General features: G+C 35.0%; 20 protein-coding genes. 3 read left to right on the top strand and 17 right to left on the bottom strand.

Annotation, left to right across the window (positions count from 1 at the left end):
* Window position 1 precedes the first annotated feature (1 nt).
* The 3 genes from GM418_RS29770 to GM418_RS29760 form a co-directional block, all read right to left on the bottom strand.
* Window positions 2-1,756, bottom strand: a complete 1,755-nt coding sequence (locus GM418_RS29770) for an FAD/NAD(P)-binding protein (protein WP_158871824.1) — start codon at window positions 1,754-1,756, stop codon at window positions 2-4.
* A 221-nt stretch (window positions 1,757-1,977) separates the two neighbouring features.
* Window positions 1,978-2,961 carry an endonuclease/exonuclease/phosphatase family protein gene (locus tag GM418_RS29765; protein ID WP_158871822.1) on the bottom strand — a complete coding sequence of 328 codons (984 nt, stop codon included), beginning with the start codon at window positions 2,959-2,961 and terminating at the stop codon, window positions 1,978-1,980.
* Between the two features lie 81 nt (window positions 2,962-3,042).
* Window positions 3,043-4,836 carry an alpha-amylase family glycosyl hydrolase gene (locus GM418_RS29760; protein ID WP_217447642.1) on the bottom strand — a complete coding sequence of 598 codons (1,794 nt, stop codon included), beginning with the start codon at window positions 4,834-4,836 and terminating at the stop codon, window positions 3,043-3,045.
* A gap of 291 nt (window positions 4,837-5,127) precedes the next feature.
* On the opposite strand from GM418_RS29760, the gene GM418_RS29755 reads away from it, so the two are divergent.
* Entirely contained in the window at window positions 5,128-5,286 is a 159-nt protein-coding gene (locus GM418_RS29755; RefSeq protein WP_158871820.1) for a YqaE/Pmp3 family membrane protein, read from the top strand.
* Between the two features lie 15 nt (window positions 5,287-5,301).
* Complete coding sequence (locus GM418_RS29750; protein ID WP_158871818.1) at window positions 5,302-6,375, top strand: DUF748 domain-containing protein; 1,074 nt, start codon at window positions 5,302-5,304, stop codon at window positions 6,373-6,375.
* Between the two features lie 77 nt (window positions 6,376-6,452).
* On the opposite strand, the gene GM418_RS29745 is transcribed toward GM418_RS29750, so the two are convergent.
* From GM418_RS29745 to GM418_RS29690, 12 genes are all read right to left on the bottom strand, one after another.
* Window positions 6,453-7,496 (bottom strand): DNA topoisomerase IB, encoded by a 1,044-nt coding sequence (locus GM418_RS29745; protein WP_158871816.1) that lies wholly within the window; start codon window positions 7,494-7,496, stop codon window positions 6,453-6,455.
* A 32-nt stretch (window positions 7,497-7,528) separates the two neighbouring features.
* Window positions 7,529-7,780 (bottom strand): DUF7218 family protein, encoded by a 252-nt coding sequence (locus tag GM418_RS29740; protein ID WP_158871814.1) that lies wholly within the window; start codon window positions 7,778-7,780, stop codon window positions 7,529-7,531.
* Window positions 7,781-7,908: 128 nt separating this feature from the next.
* Window positions 7,909-8,100, bottom strand: coding sequence for a CsbD family protein (locus tag GM418_RS29735; protein ID WP_158871812.1), 192 nt, complete (start codon window positions 8,098-8,100; stop codon window positions 7,909-7,911).
* Window positions 8,101-8,149: 49 nt separating this feature from the next.
* Entirely contained in the window at window positions 8,150-8,596 is a 447-nt protein-coding gene (locus tag GM418_RS29730; protein ID WP_158871810.1) for a ferritin-like domain-containing protein, read from the bottom strand.
* Window positions 8,597-8,630: 34 nt separating this feature from the next.
* Complete coding sequence (locus tag GM418_RS29725; protein ID WP_158871808.1) at window positions 8,631-8,951, bottom strand: phosphoribosylpyrophosphate synthetase; 321 nt, start codon at window positions 8,949-8,951, stop codon at window positions 8,631-8,633.
* Between the two features lie 45 nt (window positions 8,952-8,996).
* Window positions 8,997-10,196 carry an NAD(P)/FAD-dependent oxidoreductase gene (locus GM418_RS29720; RefSeq protein WP_158871806.1) on the bottom strand — a complete coding sequence of 400 codons (1,200 nt, stop codon included), beginning with the start codon at window positions 10,194-10,196 and terminating at the stop codon, window positions 8,997-8,999.
* 110 nt (window positions 10,197-10,306) lie between these two features.
* Window positions 10,307-10,795, bottom strand: coding sequence for a hemerythrin domain-containing protein (locus GM418_RS29715; RefSeq protein WP_158871804.1), 489 nt, complete (start codon window positions 10,793-10,795; stop codon window positions 10,307-10,309).
* Between the two features lie 195 nt (window positions 10,796-10,990).
* Window positions 10,991-11,386, bottom strand: coding sequence for a PRC-barrel domain-containing protein (locus GM418_RS29710; RefSeq protein WP_217447641.1), 396 nt, complete (start codon window positions 11,384-11,386; stop codon window positions 10,991-10,993).
* A gap of 342 nt (window positions 11,387-11,728) precedes the next feature.
* Window positions 11,729-11,920 (bottom strand): CsbD family protein, encoded by a 192-nt coding sequence (locus GM418_RS29705; protein WP_158871802.1) that lies wholly within the window; start codon window positions 11,918-11,920, stop codon window positions 11,729-11,731.
* 219 nt (window positions 11,921-12,139) lie between these two features.
* Window positions 12,140-12,358 carry a DUF2383 domain-containing protein gene (locus GM418_RS29700; protein ID WP_343033409.1) on the bottom strand — a complete coding sequence of 73 codons (219 nt, stop codon included), beginning with the start codon at window positions 12,356-12,358 and terminating at the stop codon, window positions 12,140-12,142.
* A 72-nt stretch (window positions 12,359-12,430) separates the two neighbouring features.
* Window positions 12,431-12,787 (bottom strand): hypothetical protein, encoded by a 357-nt coding sequence (locus tag GM418_RS29695; RefSeq protein WP_158871798.1) that lies wholly within the window; start codon window positions 12,785-12,787, stop codon window positions 12,431-12,433.
* 554 nt (window positions 12,788-13,341) lie between these two features.
* Window positions 13,342-14,364 (bottom strand): helix-turn-helix domain-containing protein, encoded by a 1,023-nt coding sequence (locus GM418_RS29690; protein ID WP_158871796.1) that lies wholly within the window; start codon window positions 14,362-14,364, stop codon window positions 13,342-13,344.
* A gap of 263 nt (window positions 14,365-14,627) precedes the next feature.
* On the opposite strand from GM418_RS29690, the gene GM418_RS29685 reads away from it, so the two are divergent.
* A complete protein-coding gene (locus GM418_RS29685) occupies window positions 14,628-15,449 on the top strand; it encodes a hypothetical protein (RefSeq protein ID WP_158871794.1) in 822 nt (273 codons plus the stop codon).
* A 58-nt stretch (window positions 15,450-15,507) separates the two neighbouring features.
* Here the strand turns inward: GM418_RS29685 and GM418_RS29680 are convergent, their stop codons facing one another.
* Window positions 15,508-15,915, bottom strand: coding sequence for a response regulator (locus tag GM418_RS29680; protein WP_158871792.1), 408 nt, complete (start codon window positions 15,913-15,915; stop codon window positions 15,508-15,510).
* Window positions 15,916-15,999: 84 nt separating this feature from the next.
* Window positions 16,000-17,370, bottom strand: a complete 1,371-nt coding sequence (locus GM418_RS29675) for a sigma-54-dependent transcriptional regulator (RefSeq protein WP_158871790.1) — start codon at window positions 17,368-17,370, stop codon at window positions 16,000-16,002.
* Window positions 17,371-17,382: the final 12 nt, after the last annotated feature.

The raw sequence follows: 17,382 nt of genomic DNA, 5'->3' as shown, positions 1-17,382 counted from the left end.
ATCAATTCTTATATTTTTTCACCCAACCCTTATGGCAATTAGCTGCTGCTTTTGCCCATTGGTCAGGACGTTTACCAAAACATTCTAAAATTGCATCTACACCTATTATTGTTCCTTTTGCCAACCTGCCAAGTATGGCAATTGGTAATTTTTTATCTTTTATTTTTGAAATTACATAACCATTTTCATCCGTATATACACTTAAATCATCGTGTACAGCCTGTATTAAATCATTTGACAACAAATTTCTAATAACAGGTGAATCAACTTTTTTTAGGGAAGGAGAATCCAATACAGAATTTATCATAATTTCCGAGATGGTTGTTTTTTCTTTTTTGCTCAGTTTCCAGCCCTTTTCTGTTAATTCAATTTCAGGGTTGTCCAGTAGGTTTAAATTTAAAACGTTGGCGGCAACCAATGCAAGTAACTGTTGTATACTTTCAACAGGAGGACCGAAAGCATACCTTTTCATACGTTCATCCAACGATATTATTTCAGCAAAAACCTCATCAGAACAATCGTTGTACGATAATTGGTCATATATGCCCGGCTGACAATGCCGCCACACCTGGCCTAAACAAAAATCGAGGCTTACGGGGCCGGTATCAGTTGCCATCCTGGTATAGTCATGCATACTCTTTTCCGGTGCTTGATCTCGTGGAGTGATTAGTGGATGTTCATATTCCTCGTTCTCCAACCATTTTATAATGATTTTTTTTAAGTTTTTTGGAGAAGAATCATATGACCGGATAATTTGCGGTAATGTGGGGTATATTTGAGAACCAATTTCGGCAATAGCATCAATCAGGAAAAGGGGGCCGGTTGCTTCCTTCTGGATTTTTTTATTCCCGATGATATTTTCAAAGGTATTGATTTGTTTATCGTTAGGTTTATAATAGGTATCGATTTTTGAATTTAAGGGTTTAGCTGCCATCGGCAAGCCATCTAAAGAAAAGGGGAAAAGTAAATCTGATATATCTGATGAAGTTTGATATTTTAAAGACTTCGTGGTTTCATCCTCAACAATGAAATTGCCAAACTTTTCAGCAATAGCTCTCACTACATCAATCATTGCCAAACCAAATCCTCGAATACTTACTGTACTTTTTTTGTTGAGTTGCTCTGAATTAATAAATTGTGCCAAAGGATACGGTTTAGTGTATACTTTAACACTATTATTTAATTTGGAAAATTCTTTCCATTCTTCAATTTGTTTCGAATTTTTAGTAGGTTGATGTCCGATTGTCAATAAAACTTCATCAACATTAAAACAATTTTTGTTTTTTGTTTTAATGATTACTCTTTTTCCCTTTAATGAAACTTCTAAAACTTCTTCATTATAAAAAGAAACAATGCCCGCATCTTGCAAGGGTTCTAGCAATGATTGAAATCTTTGTTGTAAATAGTGCCCAATTTTAGATCGGGATGGATAAATATCAGGCTCTTCTTTTGACAAATTCGTTAAATTTTTACCTGACCAATCAAGATACGAAGGGAAAGGCAGTATGTCTATAAACCTTTTCATTTGTTTGCGGGCAGGAAGTGTTAACATTCTTCCGGAGATATTTAACCAATTGGATTCGGGTTGTCTGATATCATAAACCGGGCCATTACCTATACAGTCTGTTTTTTCAAATAAAAGTAATTTAACACTCTCTAAATCGTTCTTATCCGATAAATGAAAAATAAATCGTTCCAACGAATATAAACCTCTCGGGCCAAGTCCTACTATGGCTAAACTCCTTTTTGTTTTCATTAATTATTCAAACTTATCGGTGAAAAAAGGATTTTTTAAATTATGATTTTTTTGTATAAAATTTCCTCAAATACTTAAATATTTAAAGATAACTATAACCATTCAGGCTTTCTAATTTATTGTACGTTTTTATAAAATTGGCTATTCTCTTCTTTCTGAAGATTTATCCAATGTATTTCTATTTTATATTTTGTTATTGCTCTTCTCCAATTACAATCTTTTTAAGTATTCGTGATTTCACACTGAATATAAAATGGCAGATGATCGGATCCAAAATATTTTAAAGTTGTTAATTTATTGACTATCACATTTTTTGAGTGGTAAAATAAATCGATCGGTATCCTGAGAAAAAAGGGTTTTGCAGGGAAGGTTGAATAAAAACCTCTTTTCTTTCTTGCATCTTTCAGATTTGAGATTCTTGCAAATAAACGTGCAATTTTAGACCAGCATGTTGCATTAAAATCTCCTGCAACAATTACAGGTTGGTTACAATCACGTATCTGTTTAGCTATAATTACCAGTTCATTATCACGTTTTTTTGAAGTTTCTTCTTCTGTTGGACTTGGTGGTGGTGGATGAACACCCCAAAAAACAAAGTTTCGAAGACCTTTAGTCTGTAGATGTGCTTCAATAGCGGGCCTCTCTTTTGATATAAAATAGTGGACATCTATTTTATTCACTTTCAATGTCGAGTATAAGCTCATCCCGTATGTGTTATTCAATGGTATCTTCTTAAAATTAGGATACATAGATTCAATTTCTGATAATGCTTTATCCCATTTTTCATCTGTTTCCATTGTTAATAATATGTGAGGCCTCTGTTTTTTTATCAACCTAATTAAAGAGGGATAATTCCTGTTTCCCATTAATACATTTACAGAAATTATTTCTATGGAATTTTCATCTAATTGTTTGTTTCTTTGTTTTTTAGAAAAAATTACAATATAAGGAGCCAAATAATATAATTGAGTTAAAAGAGCGAGTGCCAATAATGCAATTATTACTATATCTATAAGTAAATTCAGCTGGATATTAAACAATAAATTAATGACAAATAACAGGAGCAATAGAATGAATATCTGCCTTCTACCAAAATCAAAAAATCTAAAGAACCAGTATTTATTATTAATTAGTGGCAAATAAGTGGCAATAAATAGCACCAAAGCTATTATGACAAAAATATATTTTATAATGGTTGTTTCCATTTTACTAATTTAATTTTATAATCTATGATAGTTGGTTATTGCCTATGTGTATGATTCAATTAAAGATAAACTATTCCTTTTTTAGTCCTGAGAAAGTATAAGTACAGAATAGGGCCCTATTGATAATGAAATATAATGCGACATGCCGTCGGTTTCTCCTTCTGTAGCTTCAGAGGCGCCTGTGTAATTATTGGTAAATTCTTCATCAAACCCTTTCCAGTCGCTGTTGAAACGAACCTTCCATTGTCCTCCCGAGGGTACCCCCACCACATAATTATCCAATTCCTGATTGCGAAAATTAAAAACCACAATTACACTGTCTTTCGCTCCCCCATCATACCATCGGTGAAAAGCAACGACTTTCTCATCCTGATTTATGTGATGGACTTCTACGTGCTGGCCTGTCAATCCCTTGGTTGTGCCCTTCGTATTTTTTCGCAGCTCAATCAGTGTTTTATATAAATCAACAAGTCCCGCATACTGATTAGACAAGTTCCAGTCAAGCGGGTCTTTATCGTAAAACCATCTGTCTTCCAAAAATTCCTGTCCCTGAAAAATCATAGGTATTCCGGCAGAGGTAAGGACCAAGGCAGCTCCCAATACCGATCTCTTCCGTGAAAACCAGTTATCAACATTTCCCGGCCATATCTCTTCCGCAACCCTTGCTTTGCCATTCGCAATCTCATCATGGGATTCTGTATAGATAACCCGTGAAGTTATATCGTCATCGATGTGTTTTTTAATTTGATTTGCGATTATATCCATGTCCCTCAGGTCATCGTCATTTGTGATTATATTAGCTCTTACTTCATTGGCAAAAGAATTGTTCCACTGCGAACCAAATCCGGCTCCGCCCTCGCCTGTCGTTTTGGTCAGCCACGCATTATTACACAAATCTTCGGCAATGGTAATTCGCCCGGGAAAATGTTTTTGTACTTCTTCATTAATCCATTGCATAAAGGACCATCCCTCCTCAATGTCATTGGTGGGACTATCATTTAATCCCTTTACATTACGTATAAAAGCGGTTGCATCCAAACGTAAACCATCAACGTGAAATTCATCGAGCCACATAATAGCATTATCGCGCAAGTATGTTCTCACTTCGTCCCTTCCATAGTCGGGGCGGGTATTTCCCCAAGGGGTTTCTGCTCGCCAGTCATTGTAAAAGTAAATACCTCCATATTCTCCTTCTTTCCAGCCGTCAAATTGCCAAATATCCATATCATCGGGACCAAAATGGTTATAGACTACATCAAGTATAACGGCGATACCGGCTTTGTGTGCTTCATTAATCAGGACTTTAAATTCCTTGGAGCTTCCGTAACTACTCTCCACTGCAAAGGGATAAGCCGGATTATATCCCCACGAATAATCATCTGGGAATTCCATGGGGGGCATAATCTCAATAGCATTGATTCCAAGTTTTTTTAAGTATGGAATTTTCTTGATTACAGACTTAAAATTACCAGGCATGTCACGTTGAGGGGTATTGAATGTTCCAACGTGCATTTCAAAAATAACGAGTTCGTTCCAAGAGGGAATTTGATAGCCATCATCCTCCCAGTTGAAGTTATTGTCAACAATAATCGAATTTCCAGCAGAATTAGTTACCTCTTTTGCATAAGGATCGTTTTTTATCAACTTCTGATTATTGTAAAAAAGTATATACTTATATTCGTCACCTGGTTGGGCTTCCGATACTTCTGTATACCAAAACCCATTTCCTTCAGATAAAAGTTCGTAGTGTTGCTCATCCCAATTAATAAAGGTTCCAGTTACAAAAACCTTTTCAGCGTTCGGTGCCCATACCCGAAATGCTACTCCTTTTGAGAAAGGAATGGCTCCCATTCCTTTCTTTTTTTTCTGTGCCATCTTTTTAGATTTAATTATTTTTCTTTTTACGGAAAATTATGCCAGAAAATTAATTTTATGGAACATACTGTATGTCAATTAATTTCAGTTTAAAAGGTGTTAATTTAATAGGGGGATTTCTTACATGGATTCCACAAATAGTGTATTTTTTCCACAGATAAGAAATAATAAAATTTCTTCTTAAAAACAAACTACAACACTATTAATCAACCACTTAATATCGAAATATGTTTATTATCAAAGTTCTGGCAGTGTTTTTTCATAGGAAATAGAAACTTAAATTTTAAAATTATGACCTTACTGGAAATTATTTTTGCAATTATTTTACCTCCTGTTGGGGTAGCATTGCGTTACGGTATTTCTCGGGAGTTTTGGATAAATATCCTGCTTACGCTTTTAGGATACATCCCTGGTCTTATTCATGCTTTCATCGTCCTCTTGCGAAAATAAAAAATGCTCTGTTCAATGAAAAAAACATGGAAGATCATATTAATCGTTTTTTCAATATTAATAGTCGTCCGTTTGATTCTGCCATATGTTGTAAAAAAATATGTGAATAATACATTGGATAATCTTGACGGGTACAGCGGACACGTTAAAGATATTGATCTCAATTTATTTCGAGGGGCATACGTAATTAAAGAAGTCGATATTGTAAAAACAGAGGATAGTATTCCGGTTCCTTTTCTCAACATAATGCGTATTGATCTTTCAGTTCATTGGAAAGCATTGTTGAAAGGTTCATTGGCAGGCGAGGTCATTTTAGACCAACCGGTCATTAATTTTGCTACTGCTATTGATCCTTCGACAGCAGAAAAAGTACATCAAAGCGGAACAGGGGCTGATTGGACTAAAATGCTTAAAAATTTAATGCCTCTTCAAATCAACAGGTTTGAGATTCGAAAGGGAAAAATCAATTATAAAGATTTTTCAACAAAACCCCAAGCTGGCATTTACCTGAACGATTTGAATCTGGTAGCAACTAACCTGAGCAACGTAAACCATAGTAATGAGAAACTGCCCTCTGCCATAACAGCAAATGCCACATCAGTAGGAGGTGGAAAATTACATATGGATTTGGCTGTTAACGTCATGAAAGAAATTCCGGATTTTGATGTAGATATGAAATTTGAAGATGCGGATATGACTGCTTTCAATAGTTTTATGCAAGCTTATGCTAAAATAGATGTGGAAAAAGGTATTTTAAGCGTATATTCAGAAGTAGCTGCGGACAGTGGAATTGTAGAAGGTTATGTAAAACCTGTTATTGAAGATCTTCAAATTGTAGATTTGGAAAAAGAAAAAGACCCCTTTTTACAGAAAATATGGGAATCGATTGTCGGTGGATTAACAGAATTATTTGAAAATCATCCACATGATCAGCTGGCAACCAAAACCCCTATTTACGGTGATTTGAACAAAGATGTAGATGCTGGTGTATGGCCCACTCTGGGAGGTATCTTGAAAAATGCTTTTATCGAAGCATTCAGCAAAAAAGTTGACCACTCAGTAAATATTAAAATTTCGGAGAGGGATTAAAAAGATAAGAGTTGATTTGCTACTGAATATTGCTATCTGAAGGCAATTTTACTTTATAATAACATTATTATTGAAATTCAAGCAGGTATTCGCTTCGATTTATTTCGTTCAGTTTTCAGAATTTTTAAAACTACTAATTCTTCCGGCCGGTACCATTTGGCTGATTTGGAGGAAGAGGATACTTTTATTCGCTCTGTATCTCCGTTAACCACCGCTTTTAAAATTACCGGATGGATATAATATTTACGACAAACAGAGACTGTATTGTTTAATTCGTCTGCTACCATGCTGACTAATGTGGTTTCGAATTTTTTACGGGGATTTTCTTCCACTATTTTCCGGGCGATAGGGGCTAATTCAACCGTAAGAACAGTACCTCCCCATGTGCGAAAGCTTTTAGCGGTTATATCTTTACCCGAAATTTCCCGTAAATATTCGTTGATGTCCTGAGATTCAACAGGATAATATTTTTCTCCCTCCTGGTAGCGAAATATTTCATAACCGGGCAATTCGGCGCATGCTTTTAAATGTTTTTTCAAGGTGGGATGGTTTACCGAAATCTTCCGGAGCTTTCCGCTTTTTGCCATGTATTTAATGGTAAGCCCTTCGGAGGTTTCTTTTAAATGTTTTTTACGGAGCGTAGTTAAACCATAGGTATCATTTTCTTTCATGTACCGTTTATTTCCAATGCGGAGGTACAATTCATCCATGACTTTAATTGCCAACGCGACAACTTTTTCTTTTACCCAGGCACGTTTGCGTAAATTACGGTTTATTTTTGCCCTGATTTTGGGCAGGCTTTGCGCGAAATCAAGGAGACCGTTAAATTTTTCAAGGTTAATATGCTCATTCCAGACGGCATGATACAAATATTGTTTTCGTCCTTTTACATCACGTCCGGTGGCCTGTAAATGGCCATTGTGCTTTTTACATATCCACACATCTTCCCACATGGGCGGGATAACAAGTTTTTCGATACGTTCCAGTGTGGCTTTATCCCTAATTCGTTTCCCTTTTTCATCCTGATAAATGAATTTTTCTCCGTTTTTAAGAAGGCGCTTATATCCCGCTTCCGTATCCGTTACGTGTACCAGCGAGGATGGAATATTTATATTTTTCATTAACCTTTCCTCCGTATAAAAAGGAAGTTGAATTAGTTGTTCCGTAGGGCGTAAATCAATTCTTTTTTGCTCATTTTACTGCGGCCTTTAATTCCCACCTGCTTTGCCTTATCGTACAATTCTTTTTTCGGCCACTCTTCGTATTTTTTACTGCTGCCACCTTTTTTCCCTGAATCGGGTGTATTGGCTATACGTGCAGCCTTTTGTTTACTGTATCCTTTATCGCGTAAAGCTTCATATTGCTTCTCATTTTTAATTCGCGATGATGTTTTTTTCTGTGGCATGATTTCTTATTTTTTATGTGAATAGTAATATTTTGATATTTGACATTTCATAATTTTTCTCTTTTTGTGCTCTCAGAGAGGAAACGAATTCCACCTTTTTACCTAAAAGGTGGAATTCGTTAGAAACCTTAGAGTTCGTCAATAAATTTTTTGAGTTCCTCTTTGGTTTTTCCGGTCCTTTTCTGGATACGTCCCAGTAATTCATCCTCCTGACCTTCAACATAGGTAAGGTCATCGTCGGTTAAATCACCGTACTTTTGTTTCAATTTTCCCTTAATAACGTTCCAGTTTCCTTTCATTTTGTCTGTAGTTGAACTCATAACATTTTAAATGGTTAAACATATGTAGTTTCCGACCTTTTACGGATCATTAACTAACTTCTTTTTTTAATTCACTAAGCTGATTAATTGTTACTTTAACCAGGCGCTGTTGTTCTGCTAAAATTTCTCGCAGGTATGCCGGTAATTCTGAATCAGCCAACACCTTGTCATAGGTTTCAACAGCAGCTTTTTCTCCGGTCATACTTTCTTCAATTACTTTCTCGTTGGTAGCGCTGCTAAAAGTCGCTTTAGTTGCTAACCATATACGGTGAAAAAATCCTTTAATGGTTCCGCTTGTATCGAGTTCCATTCCCATTTTCAACGCTTCATTTTTGATTTCTTCTATAAAAAGCTTTCGTTGCTGCGACAATCGCAAAAACAATGTTTTCACGTCACTGTATTCAATATTGTTTGCGGCTGTTTCATAGCCTTCCGCTCCGTCTTTACAGATGTCTATAATTTCCTGAATGTCGTTTTTTACATCTTTCTTTTCCATAACGTATTTTTTAATGGTTAATAATAAATCTTTTTCAGGAATCGAATTGTTTCTGGTTCGCCTGGTTCATAAATTTTGAAATTACTTCTGAACCTTCAGCACCATAAGCATCCACAACTGTTCCCTTTAATCCGGTTGAAGTTTGCACCGCGTATAAAATACTCATATCGGCCGGATTCGTGTCCCCCTCGAAGCGGTGAAATTCATGTAGTTCAACCTCTGAAGGAAAAAAGAATCCTTCTTTGTCTTCGATGAGCTGGCCGTGTTCATTTACCTGAAAGTTGTGTGTATATCCCCTTTCTTTCAATTGTTCCAGCGCTTCCACTAATGTTTCATACTGATTATTTTTATCCATGGCTTGAGTTTTTATTAAAAAATACATGTTTAACAGGCTCTGGTTTCACCTGTCGAACCGGTAATCGTACAAAAACCGGTGCTCCTTATTATTCAGCGAATCTAAAATAGCATCCATCGCCATTACACTGTAAGTAATCCCGTTTCCGCCAAAACCTAAGACATAGTGTTCATTTACCGCAGGGTTTGGTTTCCCCAGATAGGGCAATCCATCTTTCGTTTCACCAAAAGTTCCGGCCCAGGTATAATCGGGTTTGAATTGAATAGCAGGGAAACAGGCTTTAAACTGTTTGCTAAGGAAATCCGATTTTTTATGAAGTAAGGCATCACGGACCCCGGCATTTTTAAAAGGCTCATCGCCGCCGCCAATAATTATCCGGTTATCCGAAGTTCCCCGAAAATAGAGGTATGGCGATGAAGTATCCCAGTAAATGTGGTTTTTAAAACCGGGAGGAACAGGATCAAATGATTCGGATGCAAGGGCATAAGTGCTTTTTAAATCGACAACCTTTTTTTTCAGGGTATTTACACTTTCATAACCCGTGCAATGGATAACATGGTTCGCCTGAATTGTGTAATTCTCAGACGAAACAGCGATCAGCTTTTTTCCTTTTTGCCCGACTTTTTCGATATCGGTTTTGTCGAAAATTGCAGCTCCTTTTTGGGCGCAAAGTTTCAGCAAATCGTAAGTCAATTTAAACGGATCCATGATTGCCCCTGATTCGGATTGGATGCCAACCCGGGCGTTTAACCCGAGGTCATTTAACATATTCCTATTAAGCCATTCGACTGAAAATCCAAACTTTTTTCGGGTACTAAATTCCTCTTTCAGCATGTTCACATCGCTTTTGCGGGAGGTGAAATAGATGCTTTTTTTAAATTCAAAATCACATTTGCTCCCTGTTTCATCCACTATTTTTTTCAAAGCGAAAATGGCTTTTTCGCAGTTTTTATAGCTTGAAACGGCTGTTTCCATGCCGCGCTGCTCAATGAGTTTAAAGAGCGGAACATCAATTTCGTATTGCAACATAGCCGTACTTGCCGCGCTGCTTCCGTTGCAAACATCACGCCTGTCAACCAAAACAATTTCTTTCCCCGCCTCCAGTAATTTCCAGGCGATTAATGCACCTGTTATTCCTCCACCAATTATTAAAATGTCGGTTGAAAGTGACCGGTTCAATGACGGATAGCTTTTTTCAAAGGCGTTCTTTTTTAACCAATAAGGTTCGGATGAGCGGATGTCCATTTCAAATTGATGTTTTAAAAAAGTTTAAATACAAGATCCATTTTATATTCTGCGCGGCCTGGGTACGTGGCCCCGGGTTGGTGCTCATTGAGCTCTCCCCGTTATCTACCCTATTTTTTCGAATTACTCTTTTTCGTTTTTTTCGGTTCTTTGTCCGGTTTTGTTTCCAGGGCCGCGGAGAGCCTTTGTTTTTTTAATTGTTCAAAGCGGGCTCCCCGCTCGGTCTGCTCTTTTTCATCCAGGATCTTTTCAACATCCGGGAATAAATCCTCTTCTTCTTCGGTGAGGTGATGGTCAAGTATTTCTTCGAACACTTTAAATTTAACCATCCAGCGTTGGTTATCTTTCGGAAAATCGGCCAGGCCAATCAATGCCTGGTTCAAGATCACATGCTCTTCCTGCGATTCAAGCGATTCGTCCTTGATATCTTTTTTGTTGTTTAAAGCGCTCAAAAGCAGGTCTTCTTCCAATTCGTGATGAATATCAAGATGCTTTTTCAGGTAAAAAAATTTACCGGCGTCTTTTTTAACTTCTTTAACTAATTGGCGCATTTCATCGTGATGGTCGGTCAGTGCCTTCGTAATTGTTTTTGCGGTCATTTTTTATGTTTTTAGGTAGATTATCATTGTTTTTGTGAATCCTTAATCTTTCATAATTTCCTCTAGTCCAAAGGGATGTAACAATTAGCTTTTCATTTTATTATATGGTTCCTCTATATGTTAACAGGAAATTTTTATATTCTTTGGATTTTTAGGAATTTTATGTTCTATAAACCCTGAGGAATTCCTCAGGGTTCAATGCGCTAATGAGTTATTATAATTGTGTTCGTGGAAATCTCCCGGAATAAGGTTTATATCCATAGTGGGCATACACTGAATCCACAAAGGTATAGTTAGCATCCTTCGGCCAGTTATCTGGGTCGAAACCGGAGCATCTTCCAATTGTTCCCTGGTCACATTTAGTATTGCACGTTCTTTACCATCATAACTTTCAAACTTGAACGATTCAAGAGGAATAGCAAATAGTTTTTCGCCTAATCCTAAAAATCCTCCAAATGAAACGACTGCATAAGCCACACTGCCATTTTCCCAGTCGATCATTAAATCTTTAATTTTTCCCAAATCTTCACCTGCATTATTTTCTACCGAAGTGCTTTTTATTGACGAAGCTGATAATACTTTTGGTGTCATAACTTTAAATTTTAATGTGAATGAAAATCAATATCATCTGTTATTTTCCAAAATAAGTGCCAAATCCCGAAATGTGGATTTTATCTATCATGTGTGGAATTTAATTGTAGATTTAATACCTCATCTGTAGTAAAAAGTACGCGTTATTCAAAGGTATGGGTTGAAGGGAAAGAAGTTCGACTTCTGGAATGGTTCTACAAGGTTAATCATCGAAAACGGCTTTGATATAATTATTTAAATTACCGTTTACAGCATTTGTCAGTGTAAAAACAAGGGTGTTTTATATATAATAATGAATATTTGAGGGTACATATTTTTTGTGGATTTCAAAGGAAAGAATCATTAGAGTTTGTCAATAAATTTTTTAAATTCCTCATTGGTTTTTCCGGTTCTTTTCTGTATACGTCCCAGTAATTCATCCTCCTGTCCTTCAACATATTTCAGGTCATCGTCGGTTAAATCACCGTACTTTTGTTTCAATTTTCCCTTAATAACGTTCCAGTTTCCTTTCATTTTGTCTGTAGTTGCACTCATAACTTTTTAAACGTATAAACATATTTAGTTTCCGATCTTTTACTGATCATTAACTAATTTTTCTTTTTAATTTATTAATTTGATTAATTATTATTTTAATCACGTGCTGTTGTTCAGCCAGATATTCAGGGAATTCAAGATCAACCAACACTTTATCTTAAGTTTTAACAGCTGCTGTTCCAAGTCATGCTTTCTTCAATAACTTTTTTATTAGTAGCACTACTGAAGGTAGCTTTGGTTGCCAGCTATGTACGATGAAAAAGATCCTTTAATGGTGCCATTTGTATCAACTTCTATTCCCATTTTCAACGTCTCATTTTTTATCTCCTTTATAAAAAGTTTACGTTGTTGCGACAATCGCAAGAACAATGTTCTCAAGTCGCTGTATTCAATGTTGTTTGAAGCTGTTTCATAACCTGCCACTCCATCTTTACAGATGTCTTAAACTCCATGAATGTTGGTTTCTAAGTCTTTTTTTTTCATAATATATTTTTAATGGTTAATGATAAATTATTTGAGGAATTGAATTTTGTCTGATTCACGTGATTCACAAAATTTAAAACTTCCTTCGAATTTGCAAGTCCATACTCTAGGTTTTTCTGGATCTTCTGTACCACATGTGTTTATAAATATGCCTCTAATGCCTGTTGTGGTTTGTACAGCATATAGAATGCTAAGATTTGCCGAGTCAGTTTCTGCTTCAAAGCAGTGAAATTCATGTAATTCAACTTCTGAAGGGAGAAAGAAAACTTGTTTTTCTACAACAAACCGGCCATATTCATCAACTTGAAAATGAAATGTATAGCCTTTTTTTCTGAATTGCTCCAACACAAATAGTAATGTCTTATTTTGGTAATTTTCATCCATGATTCCAATATTTTTATAATTATTTATCATGACTAAAACACTAAGCGCATTAAAATTATTTTCAATTATATTTTAAATTTACTATTGAAATAATCCTGCCATAAATTAAATAGAAAAATTTTTATATAATGTACTTAAATACAGCATGTTATATTTTAGATGTTATGGTATAAAGTATTTGTTAATGTGGAAAAGGCTATATTTTTGTGGATATAATTACACATAAAGTGTCTGAAAATATACTGTTGACAGGAAGGGATTAATATATTTTAAACCAATTGTAAAAAATCGATTTTTAGTTAAAATGTCAAATTATAGACTGACAACAAGATAACCAATTATATAAAAATACAGACTTAAATGGTAAAAGCGGAGTTCAATCCTTTAATTGAACGAAACAGTTAAAAAGGAATCTTTAAAAACTGAGAAATTAAAGTATTTTTATAAAAGACAACGTCGGAATCATTTTCTATTTCAAAATAAGTAGAAATGATATTCGTTATTCACATAACCTGAATAAATTTAATATTAGAAGAAATAAACATGGTTGCTAACTAACTTTTACCTGATTTGTAACGATTTAAAAAGACACTGGGTAAAACTCCAAATTTCTCCTTGAAACGTTTAGAAAAAATACTCTTATTTGAATAGCCAACATTTTCAGCAACTTCTTTAATGGTAAGATTTTCTTCTGCCAGAAGAATTTTAGCATAATTCAAACGCTTATTACGTAAATATTGATTGATAGTCATATCATATAACCGTTTAAATCCTTTTTTTAATTTAGTGGCATTTGTACCTGTGAGTGCAGCCAATTCTTCAATACTTGGTGGATTTTTCAGATCCTGAATTAAGATGTTTTTAGCTTTTAAAATTAATTTGATATCAATTTTTCTGATTATCGACTGTTTTGATATGGATTTCTGATCGTCTTTATATTGTTTAATTTGCATCCAAAGCAAATCCAAAACTTTCGATTCTAAAAATATTCTCCGTACCATCCCTTCATGCGGGTTATTCTCAATTTCACTCAGGCATTCCGAAATATTTAAACTGTAATCAGACTGGTATAGGAAATGCCCCGAATTCTCAACATCTTTAAATACATTTGCCAGCTTTTCGGGAATAGTATGCAGTTCTTTTTCAATTTTTGGTAGAAATTTTTCCCTGTCGATATCAAGAGCAAAATACGAAATCTGTTTATATGGAGGGAAAACTATGAGCTGCGAATTGCAGTTTGCACTTGCGGCAATGGAGCCGACCATGGGGCCTAGTTTGTAACGAAAGTTGTCTGAATTTAAAATATGTATTATCTCCCCACTTTCGCAAAAAATAAAACGGATAGGTTGATTCTTCCTTCCTTCGTACATGAAAACAGTGTCAGTGTAAAAAGCACAGTTTACACGGGTAAAACCAATTCCGTCCAAAAAATCAATTCCCTTTATAATTCCTTCCCCACTTCTTTTCGGCAGTGATATAAAAAGTTCCGCTCCCTTGTTTTGTAATTTAACCCTGTATTTTTTAGAAAGTACTTCAATAGAATATTGAGGCTCAAAAGAATCGAATTTTATTTCCATACTTATTTTGGTTTTATTTTAATCTAAATAATGTTTCAATCGGGTTTTTTTATGATTCAAAAAGGTTTGTGCGTAGCCCATCAAAAGAATTATTTTAATTTAGATTTAAAAATACCAAAATACTGTAATATAAATTGAATTTTATGCTTGAAAAATTATATAACGAGACTTTATATCACCAATTTGATATAAGTTTTACATGCTGAATTTTTATTGTAAATCTTGATTACTCAAACCATGATTGTATAAATAAAACCCTTTTAATGGAAAAACTAGAAAATATTTCAGATAAGATTATAGAACTGATTACCGAAGGCGAAATTACTGAAGAATTATTCTTTTTTGAGAATTGGATGTCTGAACAGCTTAAACGAATCAAGGAATTTAAACAAAAGTCAAAACCGTTATTTTATAATCAAGAAATTTTTGAAGCGATTTGCCACGATTCAGAACTAATTATTGGTTTTGATTTTAGTATTATAAAAGATACTGGATTTTTCAGCTACTTATTAACAGTAAGAAAAAACGAGTATCCTCCATACAACTTTCTGAATTTTGTAAAAGAAACATATAGGGCAGAGTTCATGATATTTTTGAAGAGTAATGAAACAACTTCATACGATTTTTTATTCGAAACCAGAATTCAAACTTATGATTTAGTTGAATTTAAAGTTATTTTTAAGATTAAAACTTTAAACGAAAAACAGCAATTCATTATAACGATAAAAAATATTAAACCCGAAGAAGAATATCAGCGGCAGGCTTTTGGAGGATTTCAGGATAAAAACAACCTGGAACAATCAGGTATAAGTTTGTTACTCTTTGGGAATAATTATAACATCATTGACCATGCTGGGTGCGAAGTTCTTATTCCAAAAAACAAAATTTCGAATACCTTGTTTGACTCTTTCGATCTAGATCAAACAAAACGTATATACCCCTTTATTAATAGAGCCCTAAAAGGCTCATTTAACAGCGGAGAAGTCCGCATTAAAGGAAATGTATTCAATGTATATGCATTTCCGGTTAAAGATCAAAACGGGTTCACGAATTCCACCGTTTTATTGATAAAAAATTTTTTTTAGTTTATATTTTAGGATTATATTCAGTGTAGAAATTCTGGCACAAAATGTGGAATTATGCCTATGCAATACTATCTTCAATCAACAACTCAATAAATTCGTTGGAGATAGGCTTCTCGAGGTAGGCGCTAACAAAAGCATACTTCATTACTTTGTTGCGGTCGTCCTTTTTTTGCGAAGATGAACATACAAAAACTTCAATAGAGTCTTTTAATCTGGCTGACTTGTCAAAGTGTTTTAAGAACTTAAACCCGTCCATAATAGGCATATACAAGTCAAGCAAGATATAGTCAGGTAAATCTTTTTTGTCATTTATTCCTTTTAGATATTCAATACCTTCCTTTGCATTCTCGAAATGTATGAAATAATCAGATAATTTTTTTTGTTCCAGAATTGAGCTATAAATACTCACCAACTCGGTATCATCATCTATGAATATAATTTTTTTATACTCTGCATTTATCCCCATTTTTCAACTAACCTTTTTGCATTAATTAATTCAATTTTTATTCCAAACTACCTTTGGCAACTTTTCGAAGAAAAGCAAAATGAACTATAGTTTTATATCGTAAAGTTTGATCTTATTGTACAATGTTTTTCTATCAATATTTAGAATTTTAGCAGCTTTTGATTTGTTATATCCGGCTTCCTGGATCGTTTGAATAATCAGTTTTTTTTCGATTTCGGAAGAAGCATTTTTTAACATCGAATCCTTTTTTGTTTCCTGTGGCACAGAAACGGTCTCTCTTTCGCTGTCCGATTCTGGATAAATAATTTCGTAGGGCAAACAACTTATATCGATTTTTTCTCCTTCAGCCATTAAAACTGCTCTTTTTAGTATGTTTTTCAGTTCCCTGAGGTTTCCGTGCCAGGGATAGTTTAGGAGCACTGCTTCGGCCTCTGGAACCAGCCCTGTAATATTTCGGTTAAGCTCTGCATTGGACATGGTTATAAAATGCGCCATAAACACCTTTATATCTTCGGGGCGTTCACGCAACGGAGGTAACTCAATTTTAAACTCGTTAAGCCTGTGGTATAGATCTTCTCTGAAGTTGTTTCCCCTAGCTTCAAGCGTCAGGTCTTCGTTTGTTGCAGCAATAATTCTGATATCAATTCTTTTCAACTTATCATCACCTAAACGCGTTACTACCCGTTCCTGGATAGCACGTAGAAGTTTTAGCTGAATATCGTAGTTCAGGTTTCCTATCTCGTCGAGAAAAAGTGTTCCACTGTCAGCTTTCTGAAAAACGCCCAACTTGTCGGCAATGGCTCCGGTAAACGAACCTTTTATGTGTCCAAATAGCTCACTGTTGGCTAAATCTTTAGGTATAGCACCACAATCAATGGCAATGAAAGGTTTGTCTTTTCGATTACTGTTATCGTGGATAAAACGGGCAATATATTCTTTCCCAATCCCGGTTTCTCCCGTTATAATAACCGACATGTCGGTAGGAGCTACTCTTCGGGCCAAACGAATTACATGCTGTATTTTTGGGCTTTCACCAATAATAAAATCTCCGTTTGTATATATTTGGGCGTCGTTTTTCTTAACCTCCGTTGGTTCTTTCTCCGAAACTAGTTTTTTTATCAGCACTAATAGTTCTTCCTGTTGTATGGGCTTGGTAATGTAGTCGCTTGCACCCATTTTCATCAGTTTAACGGCCATTCTTACATCGGCATAAGCAGTCATTATAATTACAGGAGTATCCTGTTTTAAAGATCGTATTTTCTGCATAATTTCAAGTCCGCTGATATCTGGAAGCCTGAAATCACAAAGTACCAAATCGAAATTGTCCTTCTGAAACAGGTTTATCCCGGTTTTCCCATTGTATGTTATTTCGGCAGCATAATTATTATTTTGAAGATGTTTTTTTAGAATCTTGCAAATAAATGTGTCATCATCAATTATTAAAATCTTCTTCATTTATCAATTATT

The organism is Maribellus comscasis (assembly GCF_009762775.1).
GTDB lineage: Bacteria > Bacteroidota > Bacteroidia > Bacteroidales > Prolixibacteraceae > Draconibacterium > Draconibacterium comscasis.
Note: the sequence above shows the minus strand (reverse complement) of the source record. Positions and strands in the feature narration are given on the sequence as shown.